Genomic DNA, 25,400 nt, shown 5'->3' with positions numbered 1-25,400 from the left:
AACCGTCACCGCCTGAAGTTAAACAGAGCGTCAGCAGCGGACTTCTTGGCGGCCTTAGCGGCGATGGCGGATTTCGACCGTTCGATCTCGGCCTGGAGCGCGTCGATCCGCTCGTTCAGTTCCTCTGCTGCGTAGAGCTCCAGGTCCTCGCGCGCGAGGGCCTTCAGGTTCGCGCCCCGCTGCGGACGGGGCTCCAGATCCTCGAACGTCATCCTCGCCTCCTTGGCCCGGAACCTTCGCTGGCCTAGTTACGCGCCCGGACACGGACGATTGCAAGACTTTGGAGTGACCCATGCGCGTAATCGAAATCGATGGCGGCCGGGGTCCGGCCGAGTCGCTCAGAATGGGCGCGCGTCCCGATCCCATCGCCGGTCCGGGAGAAATCCGCATCCGCGTCCGCGCCGCCGGCGTCAACCGCCCGGACCTGCTGCAACGGCAGGGGCTCTATCCACCCCCGCCGGGCGCCTCTGACATCCTTGGCCTGGAAGTGGCCGGAGAAGTGAATCAGATCGGCGAAGGCGTCGTTCGCTGGCGCGTCGGCGACCGAGTCTGCGCACTCCTGGGTGGCGGCGGCTATGCGGAACTGGCCGTCGTTGACGCTCGACATGCGCTACCGATCCCGGAGGCGATGGACTTTGTGGGCGCGGCCGCCCTGCCGGAAGCGGTCTTCACCGTGTTCGCCAATGTGTTCGAGGCCGGTCGGCTCGTCCCCGGCGAAACACTGCTCATCCACGGCGCGACCTCCGGCATCGGCGTGACCGCCATACAGATGGCAAAGGCTCACGGCGCCAGGGTGATTGCCACGTCCCGGTCCGCTGCCAAGGCCCAGTCAGCCCTGTCCATTGGCGCGGATATCAGCCTCGACGCCTCGGCGACCGACCTGTCGAGCGCGATTGCTCAGGCGGGCGGTGCCGACGTCATTCTGGATATGGTTGGCGCGGCCTATTCCGGGATCAATCAGGCCGCGCTGAAGCCCGGCGGACGCTGGGTCGTCATTGGTGCGCAGACGGGACCGCTTGCCGAGGTCGATCTGTTGAAGCTGATGATGAAGCAGGCCGTGCTGACCGGATCGACCCTGAGACGCCGGTCGGCGGATGAAAAGGCGCGCCTGGCCGAAGCCGTCGAGCGCACCGTTTGGCCGTGGGTGGCGTCAGGACCGGTCCGCCCGCCAATCAACGCGACCTTCCCGCTGGATCAGGCCGCCCTCGCCCACCTCCGGCTGGAAGCGGGCGAGCACGTCGGCAAGATCGTTCTGACGGTCTGAAACCTACCAGCGACCGCCGCCACGCGCGGGGCGCAGCGACGAGATGCGGTCGTTCATCGCCCAGTTGTCCAGATTGCGGACGCTGCCGGAGAACACCTGGCACTGACCCCGGAAGTTGGCATCAGTGCAGGCTTCCCAGCTGCCGTTCATCTGCATGGAGCTGATGCGGTCGTTGAAGCCCGAGCGGCCAAGGTCGTAGATCTCGCCGCGGAATGTCTCGGAGTAGCCGCGGAAATTGGCATCTTGGTAGACGGTGATGGAGTTGCGGCCGCCACCGTTTCCACCGCCCCAGCCGCCACCATTGTTGCCGCCACCCCAGCCGCCACCGTTGTTTCCGCCGTTCCAGCCGCCGCCGTTGCCGCCGCCGTTGTTCTCCCAGCTGCCGCGCACGTTGTGGCAGACCAGCAGGCCGTTATCGTTGCCAATGTCGCTCGACGAACAGGCGTTCAGATCGATAGAACTGGACCGGTAGTTGCCGCGCGTGTCCCGACAGTCGGCATAGAGCCGACCCTGGTTCACATAGGCACCGTTGCAGGTCTGGGCATAGCTGCCGCGCGGCGCGCCCCGCGACTGGGCCTCCGCCGATTGCGGCACCGATGCCGCGCCGATAACAGCCAGGGTCGCGCTGGCGGCGATGAATGCCAAAGTCTTCATAGTATTCCTCCTGAACGCTCTGAACTGCCAAACGCAGCCTGGATGACAATGTTCACCGGCTCACATGAACCGGAGCTGTATGGGCGCAGCAGGTTTTTGCACGCGCAGGTTCCCAAACCATCGGCCTACTGCGAGCCCGTCTCGCTGACGTGAAGCGTGGCCGTGGGACGCCGCCCCTGTTCGTAGGTTCCCACCCAGACATCATAGACACCCGACTGGGGTCGCACGAAGCGCAATGACGGGTTCAACCCGTACTGGCCACCGTCGTCGTCGCAGTACCAACGCCCATCAGGTCCGTTGATGACGAGGGTTGTATCGTCGTCGCTCGCCACGCTGAAGATCAGGGGCGCACGTCCGGCGGTGTAGGTGACCTCGACGTCCGGCTCCCGGTTCATGTATCCGACACACCCCTCCGCCTGATCCGACGCGGCGACATAGCCGCCCGGATAGACTTGGATTCTGTAGGGGTCGGGATAGATCGGCGAACGGAGGGTGTAGTTCCCAAAGATCGCCCGGCCCTCTGTGTCGAGCACCGGCGGGGGCACATACGGCGGTGGCTGCTCGATCCGACCTCGCAGCCCGTGGCAGACCAGCAAGCCATCGTCATTGCCGATGTCGCTTCCGACGCACGGAGCCAGTTCAATAGACGTGAAGCGCCTCTGGCCGCTCATCGTGCGGCAGGTCGCGTAAAGCCGCCCCTCGCGAACCGACGCCGAGGAACAGGTCTGGGCGTAGGTGCCGGCGGGCGTATCGGTGACCTGAGCACGCGCTTGCGTCCACAAGAGGCCGGTTGCGCAGGCTGTCACCACAAGTGCGGCCAGAGCCCGCCAGACGCGCCCCGCTCCCCCGAAGCGAACCGACCCTGTAGGCGATCCCCTGTCCGCGCTCATCGGACCGGCCGGAACGAGGAGATCAGGTCATTCAGACCCAGCGGAACCACGCTGGACACGTCGCGGTCAAAGATCTCGCAACGACCCCGAAAATCGACGTCGGTGCAGAACTCCCAAGCCCCGGTCATCTGCATCGAGCTGATGACGTCGTTGAAGCGCAGGGGAACAAGGTTCGGGACCGCCTGTTCGAAGGTTCGCGCGATGCCTTGGTAGTTGGTGTGCTCGTAGACGGTGATGCGATGACGCCCGCCCCCCCAGCCCGGCCGCCCCCAGCCGCCCCTGCGCTCCTCGCGCGGGTAGCAGACCAGATTGCCGTTATCATTGATGATCTCGGCGCCCCGGCATGACGCCACGTTGATCCGGGCCTGCCGATAGAAGCCCCGGCTGTCCTGGCAGTTGGCGATCAGCTCGCCGCTCATGACCATGCCGCCCATGCACGACCGGCTCCAGCTGCCCGGAGGCGTGTCGAACGGGCTTGAAAATCCGGACTGGGCCGCCGCCTGTCCCCCCATGCCAGCGGTTCCGACCAGAACAGCCGCCGCGACGTCCGCCAGACCCCAACGCATGACCCACCCCTTCGAGAAACTGCCCGCCACCATGATGCCCAGCTTCCGTTCCGCCGCCAAGGTTGTGTATCGCCGGTAACGACGAAGTTTTCTTTTCAGGCGAATGGGCCTATATCCGGATCATCAGCGCCCGGCCGAAAGGTCGGGCGCCGTCGTATCCAGCGCCCGGGCTCGACCGGGCCTCTCATCCGGGACCCAAGCCCATGACCGACATCCTGATGCCCAAGGCGACCGCCGTCTGGCTGGTGGACAACACCTCTCTGACGTTCGAGCAGATCGCCGACTTCTGCGGCCTGCACCCGCTGGAGGTGCGCGGCATCGCCGATGGCGACGTGGCGCGCGACATCCGCGGCGTCGATCCCATCACCGGAGGCCAACTGGCCCGCGAGGAACTGGACAAGGCTCAGGCCGACGAGAACTACCGCATGAAGGCGATCGTCAGCCGTCACGCCGAGCTGTTGAAGTCGTCCAAGCCCGCGCCGAAGTACACGCCGGTCTCGCGCCGCCAGGACCGCCCGGACGCCATCATGTGGTTCGTCAAGAACCACCCCGAGGTCACCGACGCCCAGATCGCCAAGCTCCTGGGCACCACCAAGGCCACGATCGAGAGCGTGCGCAACCGCACCCACTGGAACAGCGCCAACATCAAGCCGGTCGATCCGGTGACGCTGGGCCTCGTCGGCCAGCTGGCGCTGGACGATCTGGTCTCCAAGGCCGCCGAGAAGAAGAACCGCGACGACGCCAAGAAGGGCGGCCCGGCCCTGGAAGCCATCGTCGAAGAGCCCGCCGAGCCCGAATTCGTGCCGGAGGAGCGCGAGCGCCGCACCGCAGAGCCGACGGCCGCGTCCGTCTTCGGCGACCGGAGCTAAGGCCTTCGCCAACGGCCAAGAAAAAGCCCGCCCGGTTCGCGCCGGGCGGGCTTTGTCATTCAGGTCGGTCGGATCATTCCGCCGGGGCGGGTCCCGGCACGCTGGGCGGCTCCACCTGAGGAAGCTCCGGCATCTTCGGCTCGGGCAGGTTCACGTCCGGAAGCTCGACGTCGACGGCGACGTTGGTGTCCGCCGCCTTCTCGATCGGATTTTGGTTCCCGTTCAGCAGGGCGAAGGCGATGATCGCCACGACGACCAGCAGGCCGATCACCAGGAAGGCCACCACGCCTCCGCCGCCACTACGGCGCTCAGGCTGGACGTTGACGGTGGTGTGGCGCGGCTCGACGACCACGCGCTCGGTCGGGGGCAGGTTCGGATCGGTCATGGATCAGTTCCCGCCCGATACGGCCGGAGCCGCCACTTCGGGCAGGTCGACGTCGACGTTGACCTCCTTGGTCTCGGGCGTCATGCCGCCGCGCGCGAAGACGAAGTAGGCGATGATCGCCAGCACGACGACCACGCCGCCGACGATGAAGGCCAGGCCCGTGTTCCCGCCGCCGGAGTTGGTGTTCTCGGCCATGTCTGTATCTCCCTCTCAGGATTGCTCCCTGTGCGGCAAGAACACCGGTCACGCTTCGCGGTTCCGACAGGCGTCGCTGTTCGGCGCCTGACTTTGGTCGCCGTGCCCCTTATGTTCTCGATTCCGCCGCCCGAGAGTCCGCCCGCTTGACCGACGTCCCAATGCCCGCCCCGCGCATCTCCGACCTGGCCCGTTCGCGCGGTCCCGGCGGCGTGGCGCATGAGACGCCGGACTATCTGGCGGGTCTCAATCCGGAGCAGCGCGCGGCCGTGGAAGCGACCGAGGGGCCGGTTCTGGTCCTGGCCGGCGCGGGTACCGGCAAGACCCGCGTCCTGACCACACGGCTGGCGCACATCCTGGCGACCGGCCGGGCGCGTCCGTGGGAGCTGCTGGTGGTCACCTTCACCAACAAGGCCGCGCGCGAGATGCGCGAGCGGATCACCCACCTGATCGGCCCCTCGGCCGAGGGCCTGCGCTGGCTCGGCACCTTCCACTCCGTCGCCGCCCAGATTCTGCGTCGCCACGCCGAGCTGGTCGGGCTGAAATCCAGCTTCACCATCCTGGACACCGACGACCAGGAGCGGCTGCTGAAGCAGCTGCTGGAAGCCGCCAACATCGACACCAAGCGCTGGACGCCGCGCTCTCTGGCCGGGCTGATCGACCACTGGAAGAACCGCGGCTGGACGCCCGAGAAGCTCCCACCCGGCGAGGACTTCGCCAACGGCAAGGGCCAGAGCCTATATGCCGCCTACCAGGCGCGGCTGGTCACCCTGAACGCCTGCGACTTCGGCGATCTCTTGCTGCACAACCTGACGATCCTGTCGCAACACGCCGATCTGGCGGAGGAATATCGTCGGAGGTTCCGCTACATCCTCGTCGACGAGTATCAAGACACCAACGTCGCCCAGTATCTGTGGCTGAGGCTGCTGACCTCCTCGACCGGCAACGTCTGCTGCGTCGGCGACGACGATCAGTCGATCTATGGCTGGCGGGGCGCCGAGGTGGACAACATCCTGCGGTTCGAGCGCGACTTTCCGGGCGCGAAAGTCATCCGGCTGGAGCGCAACTATCGCTCGACACGGCATATCCTGGGCGCGGCTTCCGGCTTGATCGCCGCCAACCGCGACCGGCTCGGCAAGACGCTGTGGACCGAGGATCAGACCGGCGACAAGGTCCGCGTGCGCGGCGTCTGGGACGGCGAGGCCGAAAGCCGCCTGATCGCCGACGAGATCGAGACCGCGCGCCGCGCCGGCATGGCCTACAAGGACATGGCCGTCCTGGTCCGCGCCTCGTTTCAGATGCGGGCCTTCGAAGAGCGGTTCGTGCTGCTCGCCATCCCCTATGTCGTCATCGGCGGGCCGCGCTTCTTCGAACGCGCCGAGATCCGCGACGCCCACGCCTATCTGCGCCTGATCCAGTCCGAGGACGACGATCTGGCCTTCGAGCGCATCGTCAACGTGCCCAAGCGCGGGATCGGCGACACCTCGGTGCAGAAGATTCTGCAGATCGCCAGGCATCGCGGAGTCTCCGCCATGGCGGCCGTGCGCGATCTGATCACATCGGACGAGCTTCAGGCCCGCACCCGCACGTCGCTGTCCACCTTTGTGCGTGATCTCGACCGCTGGCGCGCCCTGGCGTCCGACACGCGCCACTGGCTCCTGACCGAGACGGTGCTGGAGGAGAGCGGCTACGTCGACATGCAGAAGGCCGACCGCGCGACCGGCCCGGCGCGGCTCGACAACCTGAAGGAACTGACCCAGGCCATGCAGTCCTTCGAGACGCTGGGGGCCTATCTGGAGCATGTCTCGCTCGTCATGGACCTGGATCGCGGGCCGTCTTCCGACGCCGTTCAGATCATGACGCTGCACGGCGCCAAGGGGCTGGAGTTCCCGCTCGTCTTCCTGCCGGGCTGGGAGGAAGGCGTCTTCCCGTCCCAGCGCAGCATCGACGAGAAGGGCGAAAAGGGCCTGGAGGAGGAACGCCGCCTCGCCTACGTCGGCGTCACGCGGGCGAAACAGGACGCGCGCATCTCGTTTGCCGCCAACCGCCTCGTCTACGGTCGCTGGACCAGCCAGCTGCCCAGCCGCTTCGTCGACGAACTGCCCATCGACCACGTCGAGGCGGAGTCAGACACCGGCTACTACGGGGCCTCCGCCGGCATGAAGGAGGCCAAGTCCCGCTGGGACGAGGCCCCGTCCTTCGGCGCGGGCTACACTTCGCCCGGCTGGCAGCGCGCCCAGTCGTTCGTGGCGTCGAAAGCCCCCGCTGCCCGCCCCGCCCGCCAGACCCTGATCGAAGGCGACGGCCGCCTGATCGCCACCGCCGACCCGAGCGCAGGCAGCGGCTGGTCCAAGGGCGACCGGGTGTTTCACCAGAAGTTCGGCTACGGCGCGGTGCGCGTGGTCGAGGGCAACAAGCTTACGGTCGAGTTCGAGAAGGCGGGCGAGAAGCGGGTGATCGATACCTTCGTCGAACGCGTCTGAGCTTCCGAAAACCGTCGATTTCCGACTGGAGCCGCCTCGGCTTTATGGCCTAGCTTAGGGTTCCATCCGTTGCAGGGGGCAGCGGATCGCCGGGGAGGCAACATGTCACGTCACCTGTATCGTATTCTCGCGGTCGGCCTGATGGCCGGATCGCTCGCCGCTTGCGGCGGCTCCACGGAGCCTTCCAACGCCGAGGGCGACGCCGCTCTACCGGACGATGTCACCGCCTTCGTGGCGCGGGCCGGAGAATGTCGGTCCTGGTCCGACGAGGCTCGCGCCAGTGGCCCGCACGCGGACGCCACGCGCGAAGAGGTCATGGCCGCGTGGACCGAGAATGCATGTGAAACCCTCGGGGCGGACGCCGGGACCCTGCGCCAGACCCATGCCGACGACAGCGCGGCTATCGCGGCGATTGACGGGGCGATGACACCCGTCGAAGGCGCTGCTGTCCCCAACTCGCCTCCGGCAGCCGCTACCCCGGAGATGGGAGAAGAGGGCCTTGCGCGTTTCATCTCCAAGGCCGAGCAGTGCGCGGGCTTTGCTGGCGAAGCGGGCGACGACGCGGAGCAAAACACTCGGCTTGAGGGCCTTTGGAGTGAGGCGGGCTGTCAGTACCTCCAGGCTGAAACCAACGCGACCCGGCAAGCCTACGCCGGTAACGACGCGGTCCTCGCTCGCGTCAACGAGTCCGTCGCGGCGCTCGGTTACTAGGGTCGCCGTTCGTTAAGGATTTGGCAGGCATGGTGGGACGTGCGCCCCGCCATGCCCGCCTCTTCGGTCGTCGATTCCGGACCTCCCACCTGGGAGCAGGTGCTGGCGGGGTTCGTTGTCTTCATGCTGACCCAGGCGCTGATCGGGCCGTTGTTCGCGCCAACGCAGGAGGAGACGCCGATCCTGCGGTTGGTGTGGCTTCCGGTCTATGCCGTCATCGCCGGACTGATCCTCTATCGACTGCCCGCCCTGATCCGGGCCTGGCCGGTGTGGATCATGCTCGGCGTTCTGGTGCTGCACGCCTTCGCCTCCAAATGGTGGTCGATCGATCCGGAGGTGACCCAGAGGCGGGTCGTCGCCATGGCCATCTCATCGGCCTTCGCCATCTACCTGGGCATCGTCTTCCGGGGGCCGCATCTGCCACGTCTATTGATGCTGTGCGTGCTCGGCATGGGGCTGGGCAGTCTGGTGATGATCGCGGTCAATCCGACCATCGGCATCCACCAGGCCGAGAACGCCGGACTGTGGCGCGGTCTCTGGTACGAGAAGAACCAGATGGGCCTCGTCATGTCCGCCGGAGCGGTGGCCGCCGCCGCCTGCCTGGCGTCCGGCGATCCGCGCCGCCTGCTGCCCGCCATCACCCTGGTCGTGGCGACCCTGCTGACCCTGGCGACCCAGTCCAAGACCTCCCTGCTCTGCCTGATCCTGGGGACCGGAGCCATCGGCGGGCTGTGGGCCATGCGGAGGGGCGGCGCGGCCTTCTCCATTGTGGCCCTGTGGTTCGGCGTCGTGTTGAGTGCGGTCGGAGGCTACGTCTTCATCACCGACCCGGAGACGGTTCTGGTCGCGCTGGGCAAGGACCCGTCGCTGACCGGCCGGACCGACATCTGGGCCGCCCTCATGCGCGATGTGGCCGAGCGGCCGTGGACTGGGTTTGGCTACTCCGCCTACTGGGGCATCGATTCCGTGCCCGCCGAGTTCATCCGGCTGGAGACCCAGTGGCCCGTACCGTCCGCGCACAACGGCTGGATCGACCTGCTGATCCAGTTGGGCTGGCCGGGCGCCGTGCTGACCGGCGGCGTGGTCCTGCTGGCATTCCTCGCCACCCTCGTCCGCATCCCCGGCGCGGGCGCGCGCGAAGGCTACTGGGGCGTCGGCTACCTCGCCGTCTTCCTGCTGCTCAGCCTGTCCGAGAGCGTGCTGCTCAGCCACGCCAACCTGCCCTGGACCCTGCTGCTGGCCATCCTCGCCCGCGCCCTTGCCGCCGAGCCCGAGCCGGTGCGCGCGCCCCTTGCCCGGCGGGTGTCAGGGGCCTACCAGACGGCTCCCCGAATCGCCGCACACTCAGGCTATGCCCTCCGCCTCCGCCCCGTCCCTGTTCGATGACATGCCCGAGCCGCACAAGTCTGCGGCCCCCGCCCCTGCGCCCGAACCGGCCCTGAAGCCCCAGGCGACGGCCCCCGCCCCGGCTCACGCCGCGGCCACGCCCGCCGGCGGCTACTCCGCCTCCTCCATCGAGGTGCTGGAAGGGCTGGAGCCCGTCCGCAAGCGGCCCGGCATGTACATCGGCGGCACCGACGAGCGGGCTCTGCATCACCTGTTCGCCGAAGTCCTGGACAACGCCATGGACGAGGCGGTGGCCAAGCACGCCAAGCTGATCACCGTCGACCTCGACGCCGACGGCGTGCTGTCCGTCCGCGACGACGGGCGGGGCATTCCCGTCGACCCCCACCCCAAACATCCCGGCAAGTCGGCGCTCGAGGTGGTGATGACCGTGCTGCACTCGGGCGGCAAGTTCTCGGGCAAGGCCTATGAGACCTCCGGCGGCCTGCACGGCGTGGGCGTCTCGGTCGTCAACGCCCTGTCGGACGAGCTGGACGTCACCGTCTGGCGCGACGGGTTCGAGTGGAAGCAGTCCTTCAGCCGGGGACATCCTTTGGGGCCCATCCAGCAGGTCGGCCCGTCGAAGAAGCGCGGCACCCTGATCCGCTTCCACCCGGACGCCGAGATCTTCGGCGTCGGCGCGGCCTTCAAGCCCGCCCGCCTGTTCCGCATGGCCCGGTCCAAGGCCTATCTTTTCCGGGGCGTCGAAATCCGCTGGACCTGCTCGGCCGAGCGCATCACCGACCACACCCCGACCGAGGCGACCTTCCATTTCCCCAACGGCCTGGCCGACGCCCTGGCCGAACGCATCGGCGAGATGGAGACCGTCACCCCGACCTTCTCCGGCCGCGTGGAGCGCAAGGGCGAGGCCGGGGCCGTTGAATGGGCCGTGACCTGGTCGCCCATCGGCTTTGGCGACGCCGACAGCTTCGTCCAGTCCTACTGCAACACCGTTTCCACGCCGGACGGCGGCACCCACGAGGCCGGCTTCCGGGCAGCCCTGGTCAAGGGGCTCAAAGCCTATGGCGAGCTGACCAACGAGAAACGCGCCGCCCAGATCACGGCCGAGGACGTCATCGCCAACGCCGGCGCCCTGATCAGCGTCTTCATCCGCAATCCCGAGTTCCAGGGCCAGACCAAGGACCGCCTGTCCTCGCCCGACGGCCAGAAGATCGTCGAGACCCTGATCCGCGACCCGCTCGATCACTGGCTGACCGAGAACCCGAAACAGGCCAATGTCCTGCTCGGCTTCATCATCGAACGCGCCGAGGACCGGCTGCGTCGCCGCAAGGACAAGGAGGTCCAGCGCGCCGCCGCGACCAAGAAGCTGCGCCTGCCCGGCAAGCTGGCGGACTGCACGCGCCAGTCCGCAGAGGGCACCGAGCTGTTCATCGTCGAAGGCGACTCGGCCGGCGGCTCGGCCAAGCAGGCCCGCGACCGCGCGACCCAGGCCATCCTGCCCCTGCGCGGCAAGATCCTGAACGTCGCCTCGGCCACCGCTGACAAGCTGCGCCAGAACATCGAGCTCAACGACCTGACCTTAGCGCTGGGCATCACGCCAGGCCCGCGCTTCGACATCGACGCGCTGCGCTATGAGCGGATCGTCATCATGACCGACGCCGACGTGGACGGGGCCCATATCGCGGCGCTGCTGATCACCTTCTTCTATCGCTCCATGCCGGAGGTGATACGCCAGGGCCGGCTGTTCATGGCGCTGCCGCCGCTCTATCGGCTCCAGGCCGGGCCGCTCAGCGAATACGCCCGAGACGAGGCCCACCGCGAGGAGCTGATGGCCACGGTGTTCAAGGGCAAGAAGGTCGAGGTCGGCAGGTTCAAGGGTCTCGGCGAGATGATGGCCTCCCAGCTCAAGGAGACCACCATGGACCCGAAGAAGCGCACCCTGGCCAAGGTCACCCTGCCCTCCTCCGAGGAGGACATCGAGGACCTGGTCGAACGCCTGATGGGCAAGAAAGCCGACGCCCGCTTCCGCTTCATCCAGGACAACGCCCGGTTCGCGGTGGCGGACCTGGACGTTTGAGCCGGCGCTAGCGCCCTCGTTGAAGCACGTTCGTCACGCGCCGACCCAGGGGATCGCGCGATTCCCACCGCTCTCCGACGCTCGCGGAGATCATCGGCGAGCAGAAGCGCGAGATCATCATGATCGAGGGGGTGATGTTGTTCAGGCAGACCCGGTCGCCCTCGATGCGCCAGCGACCGGTGATCGTGCGCCCGCTCGAGAACCGCGCGGAATAGCTGCCATCCGGATTGAACCAGTGCCGGACCCAGCCCCCGTCGGGATAGTGAGATACGAGCGTATTGCCGAAGGCCTGCTCGATGTCGGCTCTCGCCGCCTGCGGTACGGTTCCGACAGAGATCGCCATGGCGACGATCAGCGCGAACGAACGACGCGAGCCCTTCATGCCCCCACCCTTGCAGCCTCTCCCGGCGTTATTCCTTAACGATTGGTAACTCCGATGCAAGTCGGCAGCCCGGCGAGAATACTTGACTCTGGTGTGGGGATTTCCATATAGCGGTCTTGTACGGAGCAGGACTGGCGATTCGCGCCGCCCGCACGCCCAGCGGCACGGGCGGTTCCGCGCATATCCCCGCCGATCATCGAGGGTCGGCTTTCCTCTCCCGCCGAGGCGCTAATCGCGCCCTCGGCTTTCGTCGCAAGGACGCATGACCGAATTTTCCCAGCTGGGCCTGTCGCCCACCACCCTGCAGGCCGTGATCGACACGGGCTACACCACCGCCACCCCGATCCAGGCCCAGGCCATTCCGGTCGCGCTCGCCGGCCGCGACGTGCTGGGCATCGCCCAGACCGGCACCGGCAAGACGGCCGCCTTCACCCTGCCGCTGATCGAGCGCCTGTCGACCGGACGCGCCCGCGCCCGCATGCCGCGCGCGCTGGTTCTGGCCCCGACCCGCGAGCTCGCCGATCAGGTCGCCGAGCAGTTCAAGAAGTATGCGAAGGGCACCAAGCTCAGCTGGGTCCTGCTGATCGGCGGCGTCTCCATGGGCGACCAGGTCGCGGCGCTGAACAAAGGTGTCGACGTTCTCATCGCCACGCCGGGCCGTCTTCTGGACCTGTTCGAGCGTGGCAAGATGTTGCTGACCGGCGTGGAAATGATGGTCGTCGACGAGGCCGACCGCATGCTGGACATGGGCTTCATCCCCGATATCGAGCGCATCTTCAAACTGACGCCGCCCAAGCGCCAGACCCTGTTCTTCTCGGCCACCATGCCGCCGGAGATCACCCGGCTGACGACCCAGTTCCTCAAGGATCCGACCCGGATCGAGGCCTCGCGCCCGGCCATGACGGCCGAGACCATCACCCAGTATCTGGTCCGCATCCCTTCGTCGGACCCCAAGGCCAAGCGCGCGGCGCTGCGGGCCCTCGTCGGCCGCGAGGACGTCAAGAACGGCATCGTCTTCTGCAACCGCAAGTCCGAAGTGGACGTCGTCGCGAAGTCGCTGAAGACCCACGGCTTCGACGCCGCGCCGATCCACGGCGACCTGGACCAGTCCCTGCGGATGAAGACGCTGGCCGCCTTCCGCTCGGGCGAGCTCAAGCTGCTGGTGGCGTCCGACGTCGCCGCGCGCGGACTGGACATTCCCGACGTCAGCCACGTCTTCAACTACGACGTGTCGCATCACGCCGACGACTATGTCCACAGGATCGGCCGCACGGGCCGAGCCGGCAAGCTGGGCCAAGCCTTCATGATCGTCACCCCCGCCGACGACAAGTCGCTGGATAAGGTCATGAAGCTCATCAAGATGGAGCCTCAGGAACTGACGCTCGACATCGACTGGTCTGACCTCGGCGGGGCCCGCCGCGGCGGTCCGGCGGCCAAGCCGGCCGCCGAAAAGGCCCTGACGGCCGTGCAAGGCGATCCGACCGCCCAGATGGAGGCTGCCCCGCGTCGCTCGCGCAGCCGTCGCCCGGGCCGCGCCGAAGCCGTGACCGCCGCTACGGCTCCGGCTGAACAGGCCGTTGTCGCAATCCCGGCTGCCGTCCTTGCCGAGCCCCGCCCCGCCAACGAGCCGCGTTTGCGCCAGGCGGACCGCCGTGCCGGCGGACGAACCGACCGCGACGCCCCCCCGGCGCGCGAGGGACTCGGCTTCGGTGCGGACGTGCCCGCCTTCCTTCGCCGCTCGGTGGCGCTGAAGGTCTAGAACACCACCATAGGTTGTACTCGCGCGCGCCTTTAACCCGGTGTTACGGAACCTCGACTAGAGCTGTTCTCCGACAGCGGCGGCGATATGTCGGCCGGCGCCGGGGGAGCAGAATGACAGCCCAGGTCCAGACCACGCTTCGCACGCCCGAGGCCTTCGCCTTGGCCAAACGCGCGGTCGCGGAGATGGAAGCGGCCGGCGTCTGGCCCACCCCGCTCAACTTCGAACTCTGGCTGCACTACCTCGGCGAGCCGGACGGTCCGCTGGGCAAGGAGATGCAACGGCTGCTGGCCGACGGCACCGCCTTCACCGAAGGCACGTCCGAAATGCTGGCGGCCGAGTATCTGCCGCGCGGCCGACTGTCGGAAGAAATCCGGGACGCCGGAGCCGTGTTGAACCGCGAACTCTCGACCGTCTCCGAAGTCATCGCCCGCGCCCAGCAGTCTCAAACCGCCTATGGCGAGACCCTCGCCGGCGCCTCGACCCAGCTTGAAGCGACCTCGGAGCCGACCGCCCTGCTCGGCGTGGTGTCCAAGCTGACCAAGGCGACGACCAAGGTCCAGGCCGAGAACGCCACCCTGGAGAAGCGGCTGGAGACGTCGACGAAGGAGGTCGCGCGTCTTCGCGAGCATCTTGAGCAGGTCCGGCGCGACGCCATGACCGATGCGCTCACCAACCTCGCCAACCGCAAGGCCTTCGACGAAGAGCTGCTGCGCGCCTGCGACGAGGCCGACAAGAAGCGCCAGCCCCTGACCCTGGCCGTTCTCGACATCGACCACTTCAAGCGGTTCAACGACACCTGGGGCCACCAGACCGGCGACCAGGTCCTGCGCTATGTCGCCAGCGTGATCGGTCGGGCCTCCAAGTCCCCGCGTATCGCCGCCCGCTTCGGCGGAGAAGAGTTCGCCGTGATCTTCCCAGGCGAGAGCGCCTCGGTGGTCGAGGCCGCCCTGAACGCCATCCGCACGGAGATCGGCGCGCGCGCTCTTCGCCGTCGCTCGACCAACGACGAACTGGGCGCCGTCACCATTTCGGCGGGCCTTGCGCAGCGCCGGACAGGCGAAACCGGCTCCGAGCTTCTGGACCGCGCCGACGCCGCCCTTTACGCTTCCAAGCGCAACGGACGTAACCAAGTGACGAATGGCGAACGGTATCAGGAAGCCGCCTAGGTTTCGCCCGCTTCCCGTTTGTTAGTCTGGTCCAATGCGCAGTTTCGCCTTCGCCGTCGCCTACTGGGCCCTGTCCATCGGCTATGGCCTGACCGCCGCCTTCGCCGCCCTGATCCCCGGCCGCGACGCGACCGCCGCCGTCATCCGCGCCTATGTACGCCGTATGGTCCAGGCCATGCGCATCCTGGCGGGCATCCGCATCAAGGTGCGCGGCAAGGAGCGGGTGCCCACCGGCGCCTTCATCATCGCGTCGAAGCACCAGAGCTGGGGCGACGGCTTCGCCACCTACGACCAGTTCGACGATCTGGCCTTCGTCACCGGCGATCATCTGGAAAAGTTCCCCCTGCTGGGCACGGTCCTGAGGAAACTCGGGGCCATCGTCGTCAACAACTGCGGCGGCCGCGAAGCCCGGGACTCGCTCAAGCAGAGTGGCGCGACGGCGCATCGCGAGGGCCGCCGCATCCTGATCTATCCCGAGGGCAACCTCGCCAAGGTCGGGGAGAAGTTCCGCTACCGCTCCGGCGTCTGGCACATGTACCGGGACTTCGACATGCCGGTCGTGCCGCTCGCCACCAACCTCGGCCTGTTCTGGCCGCAGGAGGAGTACCGCAAGCACCCCGGAACGGCGACGCTGGAGTTTCTCGACCCCATCCCAACCGGTCTCGGCAAGGACGAGTTCCTGGCGCGACTGGAAGAGGTCGTGGAGGGCAAGACCGCCGAGCTGATCGCCGAGGCGCGGGGCGGCCCTGTCACGCCGAACGTCCGGGTGCTGGCGCCTGACGAGGCGGCCAAGGCGGCGAAGCGCGAAGCCGCTATGGCTTGAGCTTGGCCTTCCGAGGTTTCTTCGCCGCAGCCTTCCTGAGGGCGACGTCGATGGACCGCCGAGCCCAATCGACGGCTTCGTCAGCATCGTCCAGGGCGCTTTCCGGCAGAGACCAGTAGGCCATCGCCATCGGCTCCCCATCTTTTCCCGCAAAGGTGAACTGCCGGGCGCCCGCCTGTTCCAGCAACGGCTGATTGACCTCGTCGGCCTTCAGCCAGACGACGCCGTCGTCCAGCAGGGCGAAGATCAAGCCCTGGGAATAGACCGCCGCCCCGCCGAACATCCGCTTGATCTCAAGCGGCTCCAAGGCGGCGAAATGCTCGCGCACCCACTCGCCGAAGCCTGGATCGTAGGCCACCGTCAGGCCGCCGGGATGACCGCGCCGTCGTACTTTTCGGCGATGAAGTCCTTGACCGCCTGACTGCGCAGCGCAGTGGCCAGGGCCTGGACGCGCGGGTCGTTCTGGTCCTCTGCACGCGTGACCAGATAGTTGACGTAGGGGCTGTCGCCGCCCTCGATCGTCAGGGCGTCCTCGCGCGGGTTCAGGCCCGCGTCCAAGGCGTAGTTGGTGTTGATCACCGCCATGTCGACCTGATCCAGCACACGCGGCAAGGTCGCGGATTCCAGCTCGCGGAAGCGCAGATTCTTGGGGTTCTCGGTGATGTCGCGCAGACTCTGGGACGGGTTGGTCGGGTCGGCCAGGCGGATCAGCCCGGCTGTCTGCAGCAGGATCAGCGACCGCCCGACCGAGGACGCATCGTTGGGGATGGCGACATCGGCCCCGTCCGGCAGGGCCGCCAGCGTCTGGAACCGCCGCGAATAGGCTCCCAGCGGCTCCACATGGATGCCGGCGACGGTGACCAGGGTCGCGCCGCGCGCGGCGTTGAACTCGTCCAGATAGGGCTTGGTCTGAAAGTAGTTGGCGTCCAGTCCGCCCTCGACCAGCTGTGTGTTGGGCTGGACGTAGTCGTTGAACACCCGCACCTCGATCGGCGTCCCGGCCTCGGCCAGCGACGGTGCCAGGAACTCGAGGATCTCGGCGTGCGGCACCGCGGTCGCGCCCACCACCAGCGGCCCGGTGCCATCGTCGGCCTTGTCGGCCCCCTGGCCGCAGGCGGCGAGCGCCAAAGTAGCGGCGGCGATCAGAAGCGAGCGGCGAAGCATGGGGAGATGCCTTTCGTCGGAGGAAATCAGCGGTGGGAAACGCGGGCGACCAAGGCGTCACCGAACATCTGCAGAATTTGTACGAGCACCAAGAGCAAAACGACGGTCACGACCATGACGTCGGTCTGGAACCGCTGATAGCCGAAACGCACGGCCAGGTCGCCCAAACCGCCCGCTCCGACCACACCCGCCATGGCGGTGTAGCTGACCAGAGCGATCGCCGTGACCGTTGCGCCCGCGATGATCCCGGGCATGGCCTCGGGCAACAGGGCGCGGGTCACGATCTGGAAGGTCGAGCCGCCCATTGCCTGGGTCGCCTCAACCACGCCCTTGTCGACCTCGCGCAACGCCGTCTCGACCAGGCGGGCGTAGAAGGGCGCGGCCCCCACCACCAGCGGCGGAATGGCCCCGGCGACGCCCAGCGAAGTGCCGACCAGGATCACCGTCACCGGCAGCATGACGATCAGCAGGATGATGAAGGGCACCGACCTCAGGATGTTGACGATCAGCGACAGCAGCCCGTTCAGCACCGGATTGGCCGCCAGCCGCCCCTTGCCCGACAGATACAGCAGCACCCCCAGCGGAATGCCGAACAGCACGGTCAGGGCCATCGACCCGCCGAGCATCAGCAGGGTGTCGCGCGTCGCGCGCACGATCTCGGGCCAGTCCACGTTGGCAAAGAACTCGGTCACGACACCGCCTCCACCACCACGCCGCGCTCCGACAGCCGCGCCACGGCGGCCTCGGCGTCGCCGCCGGTGAAGGCCACCACCATCTGGCCATAGGGTTCGCCCCGGATGCGGCTGATGCGACCCGACAGGATGGAATAGTCGACACCCACCGACCGCGCGACGCGGCTCAGCTCGGGCTCGTAGGTCGCCGGACCCCGGAATGTCAGCCGCGCCAGCCGTCCGCCGGCCGGAGCCAGGGAGGCATCGAATGTCTCGCCCCCCTCGCCTTCCGCCAGCATGGCTTTCGTCACCGGCGATTTCGGGTGCAGGAAGACGTCCGCCGTCGCCCCCTCCTCCACCACCCGCCCGTCCTTCAGCACCGCCACCCGGTCGCAGACGCGGCGCACCACCTCCATCTGGTGGGTGATCAGCACGATGGTGAGGCCGAGCTCGCGGTTCAGCTCGTCCAGCAGGCTCAGGATTTCATCCGTGGTCTCGGGATCGAGCGCGCTGGTCGCCTCGTCGCACAACAGGACCTCGGGACCGCAGGCCAGCGCGCGGGCGATGCCCACCCTCTGCTTCTGCCCGCCCGACAGCTGGGCCGGGTGCTTCTTCGCGTGTTCCGCCAGCCCCAGCCGGGCCAGCAACTCAGCCGTCCGCGCCCGGACCTCGGCGTCCGGCCGGCCCTCCAGCCGCAGCGGAAAGGCGACGTTTTCTTCGATCGTCTTGGCGTTCAGAAGGTTGAAGTGCTGGAAGATCATGCCGATCCGCCGCCGCGCGGCGCGCAGTTCGGCGGGCTTCAGCGCCGTGATCTCCTGATCGCCCACGAACACGCGGCCCGCGTTCGGCGTCTCCAGCCGGTTGATCGTCCGGATCAGCGTCGACTTGCCTGCGCCCGACCGCCCGACCACGCCGAATACCTGCCCCTGCCCGACCGTCAGGTCGACGGCGTCCAGCGCCACGCGCTCTCCCGCCGCGCTGCGATAGCGCTTGGTCACCCCTTCCAGCCGGATCATGTCAGTCGGCGTCCAGCGCCGCCGCGGGGATGATCGTCACGCTCTCGCCGCAGCCACACGCGTCCGTCTGGTTCGGATTGCGGAACACGAACTTGGACGCCAGCTTCGTCGTCTCGAAGTCGATCTCCGACCCGATCAGGAACAGGATGGCCTTGGGCTCGATCAGGATGGTCACGCCCTGGTCCTCGACCACTTCGTCCATCGGCTCGATCGTCTCGGCATAGGCGAAAGTGTACTCCTGGCCCGCGCAGCCGCCATTCTTCACCCCGACGCGCAGGGCGACATAGGGCTTGTCCGCCGTCTCCATGATCTCGCGCACGCGCGCGGCGGCGGCCTCGCTCAGGGTGACGACCTTGGGGCGCGGGCGTCGGGGCCGGGATGCTGTCTGGAGATCGGTCATCAGAACATGTTCAAGGCGAGCTTCGCCTCGTCGCTCATCTTCGACGGATCCCACGGCGGCTCGAACACCAGATTGGCCCGGGCCGAGCGCACGCCCTCGACCTTCTTGACCGCGTCCTCGATCCAGCCGGGCATCTCGCCCGCCACCGGGCAACCCGGGGCCGTCAGGGTCATGTCGATAAGCACGTCGCGGTCGTCGGACAGATCGACCTTGTAGATCAGACCCAGCTCATAGACGTCGACCGGGATCTCCGGATCGTAGACCGTCTTCAGCGCCGCGATCAGGTCGTCGGTCAGCCGGTCGATCTCGGCCTGATCCAGCGCGGCCTTCTGCGGCTCCGCCCAGGTCTCGGCGAAGGTCTCGCTCTTGGTGATCGTTTCGTCCACGTCGCTCACACGAAGAATTCCCGGGCCTTGATGAGGGCGTCCGCAAAGGCGTCCGCATCTTCCACTGTGTTATATAGGGCGAAGCTGGCCCGCGCGCTCGAAGTCAGTCCGAAACGGCGCGACAGAGGCTCGGCGCAGTGCAGTCCGGCCCTCACCGCCACACCGTAACGGTCCATGACCTGGGCCACGTCATGGGCATGGGCTCCCTCGACCGTGAAGGTCAGGATCGCCCCCTTGCCCGGTGCCGTACCAACGATCCGCAGCCAGTTAAGGCCCGACAGTCGCGCCACAGCGTGGTCATAGACCGCCATCTCGTGGGCCGCGATCGCCTGGCGATCGAAACTCATGAACCATTCCAGCGCGGCCCCCAGGCCGATCGCCTCCAGGATCGGCGGCGTCCCCGCCTCAAACCGGTGCGGAATGTCGGCATAGGTCACGGCGTCCTGCGTGACCGTCGCGATCATCTCGCCGCCGCCCTGATACGGCGGCAGGGCCTCCAGCGCGGCGCGCTTGCCATACATCCCGCCGATGCCGGTCGGGCCATACAGCTTGTGGCCGGTGAAGACGTAGAAGTCGCAGTTCAGCGCCTGGACATCGGGTGCGCAATGCACCGCCCCCTGGCACCCGTCGACCAGCACCAGAGCGCCCGCCGCATGGGCCAGATCGGCGACCGCCTTCACATCGTTCACCGTGCCCAGCACATTCGACATCTGGGTCACGGCGACCAGCCTGGTTTTCGGCCCGATCAGATCGGCCAGCGCCGCCATGTCGAGCGCCCCATCGTCCAACACCGGGGCCCACTTCAGCACGACGCCGAACCGGTCCCTCAGCATGGCCCACGGCACGATGTTGGCGTGGTGCTCCATCTGGGTGGTGATGATCTCGTCGCCCGGCTTCAGGCTCTGGCTCAGACCCGCCGCGACCAGGTTGAAGGCCTCGGTCCCGCCCTTGGTCCAGACGATCTGGTCGGGGCTCTCGGCGTTCAGGAACCGCGCGACGGTCTCGCGCGCCTGCTCGAACGCCTCGGTCGTCTCATTGGCCAGGGTGTGCAGGCCGCGATGGACGTTGGCGTAACTGCCCTCCATCGCCGCCGTCAGGGCGTCGATCACCGCTCGCGGCTTCTGCGCCGAGGCGGCCGAGTCCAGATAGACCAGCGGCTTGCCGTTCACCGTCCGCGACAGGATCGGAAACTGCGCCCGGGCGGCATAGGGATCGAAGCGGGTTACAGGCGCGCCGTCAGCCATTCCCTCACCACCTCTCTCTCGCCGTCATGCGCGATACGGTCGACGACCTCGATCAGGAAGGCCTGCGTCAGCAGCGCCCGCGCCTCGTCCGCCGGGATGCCACGCTGCTGCATGTAGAACAGGGCGCTTTCGTCCAGATTGCCGACCGTGTTGCCGTGCGCGCACTGAACGTCGTCGGCATAGATCTCCAGCTCCGGCTTGGCATCCACCTCGGCCCGCTCGCCGAGAATGAGCGCGTGGTGGCCCATCCGCGCATCGGTGCCGTCGGCCCCGCGCTCGACCACGATCTTGCCCTGGAACACGCCGCGCGCCGTGTCGCGCACCACGCCCTTGGTCAGCTGTGAGGTGACGCCGTTCAGGCCGCCGTGGCGAACCACGCTCGTCAGATCCGTGTGACGCTCGCCGGACAAGGCATACAGGCCGTCCAGCGTGACTTCGGTGCCTTCGCCGCCGTGAGCCAGATGGGTCTCCTGCCGCTGCAGCCTCGCGCCGCTCGTGATCGTTGTTTGGCGATAGACCGCGCCCGGCACCGTCTTCACATGCGCCACGGACACCGAAATGGCATCCGCCGGCTCGTCGATCAGGACGACCCGGGTGACCTCTGCCCCGGCCGGGATGTCGAGATCGATGCGATAGCTGGCGACATATCCTGCGCCAGCACCTTCATGGCTTTCCAGCAGCGTCAGTTTCGCGCCCGGCTTGACCGCAATCCGGACTGAGGCGCTGTGCCCCGTTCCCGTGGCATCCGACACGAACCGTAGCCGCAGCGTCTGTTCGCCCGAGGCGACGAAAGCATCGGCTCCGACCGCCCGGCCGTTGGCGAAGGCGATCTCCTCTCCGCCCAGCGCCGCAAACGGCCCGCCCGGCGCGGTCTCGACCGTCGGCGACGGCGGCGGCGTCTCGCGCAACACGCGGGCCAGGTCGGTGTATTTCCAAGCCTCGACCCGCCGCGACGGGAAGGTCGAGGGGTCGCGCAGGTCGACGGCCGTGCTCACGCCGCCTGCGGCAGGTATTTGTCGTACCCTTCCGCCTCCAGCTGATGCGCCAGCTCCGGCCCACCGGACGCCACGATCCGCCCGGCCGCCAGCACATGCACCCGGTCGGGTTTGATGTAGTCCAGCAGTCGCTGATAGTGGGTGATCACCAGCATCGCCCGATCCGGCGACCGCAGCGCATTCACCCCCTCCGACACGATCCGCAGGGCGTCGATGTCGAGGCCGGAATCGGTCTCGTCGAGGATGAGCAAGCTGGGCTCCAGCAGGGCCATCTGCAGGATCTCCATCCGCTTCTTCTCGCCGCCGGAGAAGCCGACGTTCAGCGGCCTCTTCAGCATGTCGAAGTCCATCTTCAACGCCGCCGACGCCGCCTTGACCTGTTTCAGAAACGCCGGCGCCGACACCTCCTCCTCGCCCCGCGCCCGCTTCTGCGCGTTCAGCGCCGTGCGCACGAAGGTCAGGGCCGGGACGCCGGGGATCTCGATCGGATACTGGAACGACAGGAACACGCCCTTGGCCGCCCGCTCGGCAGGCTCCAGGTCCAGCAGGCTCTCGCCCCGCCAGTCCACCGCACCCTCGGTCGCCTCATAGCCAGGCCGCCCCGACAGGGCATAGCCCAGCGTCGACTTGCCCGCCCCGTTCGGCCCCATGATGGCGTGCACCTCGCCCGCCGGAACGTCGAGCGTCAGCCCCTTGAGGATCGGCTTGTCACCGACGGAGACGTGGAGGTTGTTGATCTTGAGCATTGTTTCTTCTTGTTATCCGACCGAGCCTTCAAGGCTGATCGCCACCAGCTTCTGCGCCTCGACGGCGAATTCCATCGGCAGTTTCTGCATCACGTCGCGGACGAAGCCGTTGACCAGAAGAGCCACCGCCTCCTCCTGCGACAGGCCGCGCTGCTGCGCATAGAACAGCTGGTCGTCGGACAGGCGCGTCGTCGTCGCCTCGTGCTCCAGCTGGGCGGAGCCGTTGCGGGCCTCGATGTAGGGCACGGTGTGCGACCCGCAGTCGCCGCCGATCAGCAGGCTGTCGCACTGGGTGAAGTTGCGAACACCCGTCGCCTTCGGGTGCACCGAAACCAGGCCGCGATAGGTCGAATCAGACTTGCCCGCCGACACCGCCTTGGCGATGATCCGGCTCTTCGAGTTCTTGCCCAGGTGGATCATCTTGGTGCCGGTGTCGGCCTGCTGATGTCCGTTGGTGATGGCGATAGAATAGAACTCGCCCGAGCTCTCCTCGCCCTTCAGGATGCAGGACGGATATTTCCACGTCACCGCCGACCCGGTCTCCACCTGGGTCCACGAAACCTTCGACCGATCGCCCCGGCAGTCGGCGCGCTTGGTGACGAAGTTGTAGATGCCGCCCTTGCCCTCGGCGTCGCCGGGGTACCAGTTCTGAACCGTCGAATATTTGATCTCAGCGTCGTCCAGGGCGACCAGTTCGACCACGGCAGCGTGCAGCTGGTTCTCGTCCCGCATCGGCGCCGTGCAGCCTTCCAGATAGGAGACGTAGCTGCCCTTGTCGGCGATGATCAGGGTCCGCTCGAACTGGCCCGTCTGGCTCGCATTGATGCGGAAATAGGTCGACAGCTCCATCGGGCACTTCACGCCCGGCGGGATGTAGACGAACGAACCGTCCGAAAAGACCGCGCTGTTCAGCGCCGCGAAATAGTTGTCCGAGACCGGCACCACCGATCCCAGATACTGCCGCACCAGGTCAGGATATTCCCGCAAGGCCTCGGAAATCGGCATGAAAATCACGCCGACCTTGGCCAGCTCGGCCTTGAAGGTTGTGACCACGCTGACCGAGTCGAACACGGCGTCGACGGCATAGCGCGCCGCACCCTCCACGCCCGCCAGCACCTCCTGCTCCTTCAGCGGGATGCCCAGCTTCTTGTAGATCTCCAGGATTTCCGGATCGACCTCGTCCAGAGACTTCGGCCCATCCTTCTTCTTGGGCGCGGCGTAGTAGAACAGCGACTGATAATCGACCGGCTCGTATTTGACCGAGGCCCAGGTCGGCTCCTCCATCGCCAGCCAGCGCTCATAGGCGGCGAGGCGCCACTCCAGCATCCACTCCGGCTCACCCTTCTTCTCGGAGATGAAGCGGACGATGTCGGCGTTCAGCCCGCGCGGGGCATATTCGGTCTCGATGTCCGAGGTGAAGCCGTGCTCGTACTTCTCCAGCGCGGCGACGGCGTCGATGGTTTCCTGAACAGCAGCCATGACTTAGGCGGTTTCCTTCATGCGGGCCGACTGACGCTCGCGCAGTCTCCCATATGCGCGCGCCCAAGCTTCGGAGAAGCGCGACCAATCGTCTTTCGTCGTGCCCCAGCCGCCCGAGACCCGGACACCCCCGGTCGCCAGGTCCATGCGCCCCATGGCCACGATGGTCCGGCTTGGCTTGGTCTTGCCCGACGAGCAGGCGCTGCCGGCCGAGACCATGACGCCTTCCAGATCCAGCACGATCAGGGCCTGCGGGCTCTCCCAGTCCGCCACCGACAGGAACAGGGTGTTGGGCAGACGCGGCGCGCCCTTGCCGATGATGACGGCACCGGCCGCCTCGACCGCAGCCTCTGCCGCGTCGCGCCAGGCGGCGTGCGCCTCGGCCGTCGGCAGGTCGCGCACCGCGCAGTCGGCCGCGACGCCGAAGCCGTGGATGCCCGGCACGTTCTCGGTCCCGGCCCTCAGGCCCCGCTCCTGCCCGGCGCCGCGAACGATCTGCACCGCCGACCGGCCTTCGCCCAGAACCAGCGCGCCCACGCCCTGCGGTCCGCCCAGCTTGTGCGCCGACAGCGTCAGGGTATTCGCCTTCAGCGCCGCCATCGACACGGGAATCTTGCCCGCCGACTGGATGGCGTCGACGTGCAGCCAGCCACCCGCCTCGCGCACCAGGGTGGCGGCCTCGCGGATCGGCTGGATCACGCCGCTCTCGTTGTTCGCATGGTGGATCGCCACCACCGCCGTGCCGGGCGCGCGCAGCAGCTCTGACAGCTTGCCCAGATCGACCACGCCCCGCCCATCGACCGGCAGCACCTTGACCGGCTTGCCCGACGCCATCGCCGCCTCGGCGACGCAGGGGTGTTCCGACGCGCAGACGATCAGCCTCTCGCATCCGGCCGCGATCGCGCTGGCGATGGCCTGGGCGTTGGACTCCGTTCCCCCGGAGGAGAAGACCACGGACTGCGCATCCGCCCCGACCATCTCGGCCACCTTGGCCCGCGCCGTCTCGACGCGCGCCCGCGCGCGCCGCCCGGCCGCGTGCACCGCGGACGGATTGCCATTGTCGGCCAGGGCCTCGGCCATCGCCGCCTGCACCTCGGGCCGCACCAGGGCCGACGCGTTATAATCCAGATAGACGGGGCTCATGCCGCCACCCCGACTGCGGTCTGGGCTTCGCCCGCCACCGGCGCGCGCCGCGTCCGGTTCAGGATCACATCCTCCAGCGACACGCTGGATAGGTAGCGATGAATCTCGTCGCCCAGGTCTTCCCAAAGGTTATGGGTGATGCACCGTTCGCCGGCCATCATGCAGCCGCGGGGCGAGGAATGGGCCGCGCAGCGCGTCGCCCGGATCGGCTCATCCACCGCCAGCACGATCTCTGACACCACCGTCTCGCCCGCCGTCTTGGCCAGACGATAGCCGCCGCCGGGCCCGCGAACGCTCTGGACCAGCCCGCTTTTCCTCAGGCGAGCGAACAGCTGTTCCAGATAACTCAATGAAATCTCTTGCCGCGTGGCGATCTCGGCGAGCGAGACCGCCCTCGCCTTTCCGCCCTCGGCGCGGCCGTGCCGGGCCAGGTCGGCCATCGCCATGACGGCGTATCGTCCCTTGGTCGACAGTCGCATCGTCGCCTTCGCAAAAATCGCGCGCCTTTTCGGGGTCCTGTGCTATGACCCGCCGCTTCTCGAGGCGGCCTGCGCGCCCCATCGGACTTAGAAAGTCCGACTGTGG

General features: G+C 67.5%; 28 protein-coding genes. 9 read left to right on the top strand and 19 right to left on the bottom strand.

From position 1 onward, the window contains the following. Window positions 1-5 precede the first annotated feature (5 nt). On the bottom strand, window positions 6-212 hold the full coding sequence (locus Q333_RS0107795; RefSeq protein WP_029416189.1) for a DUF1192 family protein: 207 nt from the start codon (window positions 210-212) through the stop codon (window positions 6-8). A gap of 80 nt (window positions 213-292) precedes the next feature. Here Q333_RS0107795 and Q333_RS0107790 point away from each other — a divergent pair, with 80 nt between their 5' ends. Further along, window positions 293-1,264 carry an NAD(P)H-quinone oxidoreductase gene (locus Q333_RS0107790; RefSeq protein WP_029416188.1) on the top strand — a complete coding sequence of 324 codons (972 nt, stop codon included), beginning with the start codon at window positions 293-295 and terminating at the stop codon, window positions 1,262-1,264. Window positions 1,265-1,267: 3 nt separating this feature from the next. Here Q333_RS0107790 and Q333_RS16945 read toward each other — a convergent pair whose 3' ends face one another. From Q333_RS16945 to Q333_RS0107775, 3 genes are all read right to left on the bottom strand, one after another. Continuing rightward, complete coding sequence (locus Q333_RS16945) at window positions 1,268-1,918, bottom strand: beta/gamma crystallin-related protein (protein WP_051651196.1); 651 nt, start codon at window positions 1,916-1,918, stop codon at window positions 1,268-1,270. A 125-nt stretch (window positions 1,919-2,043) separates the two neighbouring features. Further along, window positions 2,044-2,724, bottom strand: coding sequence for a hypothetical protein (locus Q333_RS16940; RefSeq protein WP_157072399.1), 681 nt, complete (start codon window positions 2,722-2,724; stop codon window positions 2,044-2,046). Between the two features lie 80 nt (window positions 2,725-2,804). Further along, the gene (locus tag Q333_RS0107775) at window positions 2,805-3,434 is read right to left on the bottom strand and encodes a beta/gamma crystallin-related protein (RefSeq protein WP_051651194.1); all 630 of its coding nucleotides are present in this window, start codon (window positions 3,432-3,434) and stop codon (window positions 2,805-2,807) included. 143 nt (window positions 3,435-3,577) lie between these two features. Here Q333_RS0107775 and Q333_RS0107770 point away from each other — a divergent pair, with 143 nt between their 5' ends. Beyond that, the gene (locus Q333_RS0107770; RefSeq protein ID WP_029416184.1) at window positions 3,578-4,243 is read left to right on the top strand and encodes a DUF1013 domain-containing protein; all 666 of its coding nucleotides are present in this window, start codon (window positions 3,578-3,580) and stop codon (window positions 4,241-4,243) included. 73 nt (window positions 4,244-4,316) lie between these two features. On the opposite strand, the gene Q333_RS16415 is transcribed toward Q333_RS0107770, so the two are convergent. Both Q333_RS16415 and Q333_RS0107760 read right to left on the bottom strand, forming a co-directional pair. Continuing rightward, the gene (locus Q333_RS16415; RefSeq protein ID WP_035293996.1) at window positions 4,317-4,628 is read right to left on the bottom strand and encodes a hypothetical protein; all 312 of its coding nucleotides are present in this window, start codon (window positions 4,626-4,628) and stop codon (window positions 4,317-4,319) included. A gap of 3 nt (window positions 4,629-4,631) precedes the next feature. Next, entirely contained in the window at window positions 4,632-4,823 is a 192-nt protein-coding gene (locus Q333_RS0107760) for a hypothetical protein (RefSeq protein WP_029416183.1), read from the bottom strand. Between the two features lie 161 nt (window positions 4,824-4,984). On the opposite strand from Q333_RS0107760, the gene Q333_RS0107755 reads away from it, so the two are divergent. From Q333_RS0107755 to parE, 4 genes are all read left to right on the top strand, one after another. Next, the gene (locus Q333_RS0107755; RefSeq protein ID WP_051651193.1) at window positions 4,985-7,306 is read left to right on the top strand and encodes an ATP-dependent helicase; all 2,322 of its coding nucleotides are present in this window, start codon (window positions 4,985-4,987) and stop codon (window positions 7,304-7,306) included. A 102-nt stretch (window positions 7,307-7,408) separates the two neighbouring features. Then, window positions 7,409-8,017: a hypothetical protein gene (locus Q333_RS0107750; protein WP_029416181.1), complete on the top strand. Its 609-nt coding sequence runs from the start codon at window positions 7,409-7,411 to the stop codon at window positions 8,015-8,017. Window positions 8,018-8,068: 51 nt separating this feature from the next. After that, complete coding sequence (locus Q333_RS0107745; RefSeq protein WP_029416180.1) at window positions 8,069-9,403, top strand: O-antigen ligase family protein; 1,335 nt, start codon at window positions 8,069-8,071, stop codon at window positions 9,401-9,403. After that, on the top strand, window positions 9,369-11,438 hold the full coding sequence (gene parE / locus Q333_RS0107740; RefSeq protein WP_029416179.1) for a DNA topoisomerase IV subunit B: 2,070 nt from the start codon (window positions 9,369-9,371) through the stop codon (window positions 11,436-11,438). The genes Q333_RS0107745 and parE overlap by 35 nt, the downstream gene beginning before the upstream one ends. Window positions 11,439-11,445: 7 nt before the next feature. On the opposite strand, the gene Q333_RS0107735 is transcribed toward parE, so the two are convergent. Then, a complete protein-coding gene (locus Q333_RS0107735; protein ID WP_245591509.1) occupies window positions 11,446-11,820 on the bottom strand; it encodes a hypothetical protein in 375 nt (124 codons plus the stop codon). Between the two features lie 262 nt (window positions 11,821-12,082). On the opposite strand from Q333_RS0107735, the gene Q333_RS0107730 reads away from it, so the two are divergent. From Q333_RS0107730 to Q333_RS0107720, 3 genes are all read left to right on the top strand, one after another. Continuing rightward, window positions 12,083-13,579 carry a DEAD/DEAH box helicase gene (locus Q333_RS0107730; protein ID WP_029416177.1) on the top strand — a complete coding sequence of 499 codons (1,497 nt, stop codon included), beginning with the start codon at window positions 12,083-12,085 and terminating at the stop codon, window positions 13,577-13,579. Between the two features lie 113 nt (window positions 13,580-13,692). Next, window positions 13,693-14,748, top strand: coding sequence for a GGDEF domain-containing protein (locus Q333_RS0107725; protein WP_029416176.1), 1,056 nt, complete (start codon window positions 13,693-13,695; stop codon window positions 14,746-14,748). A 34-nt stretch (window positions 14,749-14,782) separates the two neighbouring features. Beyond that, on the top strand, window positions 14,783-15,571 hold the full coding sequence (locus Q333_RS0107720) for a lysophospholipid acyltransferase family protein (RefSeq protein ID WP_029416175.1): 789 nt from the start codon (window positions 14,783-14,785) through the stop codon (window positions 15,569-15,571). On the opposite strand, the gene Q333_RS0107715 is transcribed toward Q333_RS0107720, so the two are convergent. From Q333_RS0107715 to Q333_RS0107660, 12 genes are all read right to left on the bottom strand, one after another. Further along, window positions 15,561-15,929 (bottom strand): TfoX/Sxy family protein, encoded by a 369-nt coding sequence (locus Q333_RS0107715; RefSeq protein ID WP_029416174.1) that lies wholly within the window; start codon window positions 15,927-15,929, stop codon window positions 15,561-15,563. The two genes, Q333_RS0107720 and Q333_RS0107715, sit on opposite strands and share 11 nt — an antisense overlap. A 2-nt stretch (window positions 15,930-15,931) precedes the next feature. Next, entirely contained in the window at window positions 15,932-16,735 is an 804-nt protein-coding gene (locus Q333_RS0107710) for a MetQ/NlpA family ABC transporter substrate-binding protein (protein ID WP_029416173.1), read from the bottom strand. Between the two features lie 26 nt (window positions 16,736-16,761). After that, the gene (locus Q333_RS0107705; protein ID WP_245591522.1) at window positions 16,762-17,361 is read right to left on the bottom strand and encodes a methionine ABC transporter permease; all 600 of its coding nucleotides are present in this window, start codon (window positions 17,359-17,361) and stop codon (window positions 16,762-16,764) included. Window positions 17,362-17,423: 62 nt separating this feature from the next. Continuing rightward, a complete protein-coding gene (locus tag Q333_RS0107700) occupies window positions 17,424-18,422 on the bottom strand; it encodes a methionine ABC transporter ATP-binding protein (RefSeq protein ID WP_029416171.1) in 999 nt (332 codons plus the stop codon). Between the two features lies 1 nt (window position 18,423). Beyond that, window positions 18,424-18,822, bottom strand: coding sequence for a HesB/IscA family protein (locus Q333_RS0107695; RefSeq protein ID WP_029416170.1), 399 nt, complete (start codon window positions 18,820-18,822; stop codon window positions 18,424-18,426). Beyond that, on the bottom strand, window positions 18,822-19,208 hold the full coding sequence (locus Q333_RS0107690; protein WP_035294063.1) for an SUF system Fe-S cluster assembly protein: 387 nt from the start codon (window positions 19,206-19,208) through the stop codon (window positions 18,822-18,824). Before Q333_RS0107690 ends, Q333_RS0107695 begins: the two co-directional genes overlap by 1 nt. A 5-nt stretch (window positions 19,209-19,213) precedes the next feature. After that, window positions 19,214-20,452 carry an aminotransferase class V-fold PLP-dependent enzyme gene (locus Q333_RS0107685; protein ID WP_029416168.1) on the bottom strand — a complete coding sequence of 413 codons (1,239 nt, stop codon included), beginning with the start codon at window positions 20,450-20,452 and terminating at the stop codon, window positions 19,214-19,216. Further along, entirely contained in the window at window positions 20,431-21,447 is a 1,017-nt protein-coding gene (gene sufD, locus Q333_RS0107680) for a Fe-S cluster assembly protein SufD (protein ID WP_029416167.1), read from the bottom strand. Before sufD ends, Q333_RS0107685 begins: the two co-directional genes overlap by 22 nt. After that, window positions 21,444-22,193: a Fe-S cluster assembly ATPase SufC gene (gene sufC / locus Q333_RS0107675; RefSeq protein WP_029416166.1), complete on the bottom strand. Its 750-nt coding sequence runs from the start codon at window positions 22,191-22,193 to the stop codon at window positions 21,444-21,446. The genes sufD and sufC overlap by 4 nt, the downstream gene beginning before the upstream one ends. A gap of 12 nt (window positions 22,194-22,205) precedes the next feature. Then, the gene (gene sufB / locus Q333_RS0107670; RefSeq protein ID WP_029416165.1) at window positions 22,206-23,672 is read right to left on the bottom strand and encodes a Fe-S cluster assembly protein SufB; all 1,467 of its coding nucleotides are present in this window, start codon (window positions 23,670-23,672) and stop codon (window positions 22,206-22,208) included. Window positions 23,673-23,675: 3 nt separating this feature from the next. Next, entirely contained in the window at window positions 23,676-24,815 is a 1,140-nt protein-coding gene (locus Q333_RS0107665) for a cysteine desulfurase family protein (protein WP_029416164.1), read from the bottom strand. Next, on the bottom strand, window positions 24,812-25,294 hold the full coding sequence (locus Q333_RS0107660; RefSeq protein WP_029416163.1) for an Rrf2 family transcriptional regulator: 483 nt from the start codon (window positions 25,292-25,294) through the stop codon (window positions 24,812-24,814). The genes Q333_RS0107665 and Q333_RS0107660 overlap by 4 nt, the downstream gene beginning before the upstream one ends. Window positions 25,295-25,400: the final 106 nt, after the last annotated feature.

This window comes from Brevundimonas bacteroides DSM 4726 (genome assembly GCF_000701445.1).
GTDB lineage: Bacteria > Pseudomonadota > Alphaproteobacteria > Caulobacterales > Caulobacteraceae > Brevundimonas > Brevundimonas bacteroides.
This window is presented reverse-complemented; position numbering and strand designations above follow the sequence as displayed.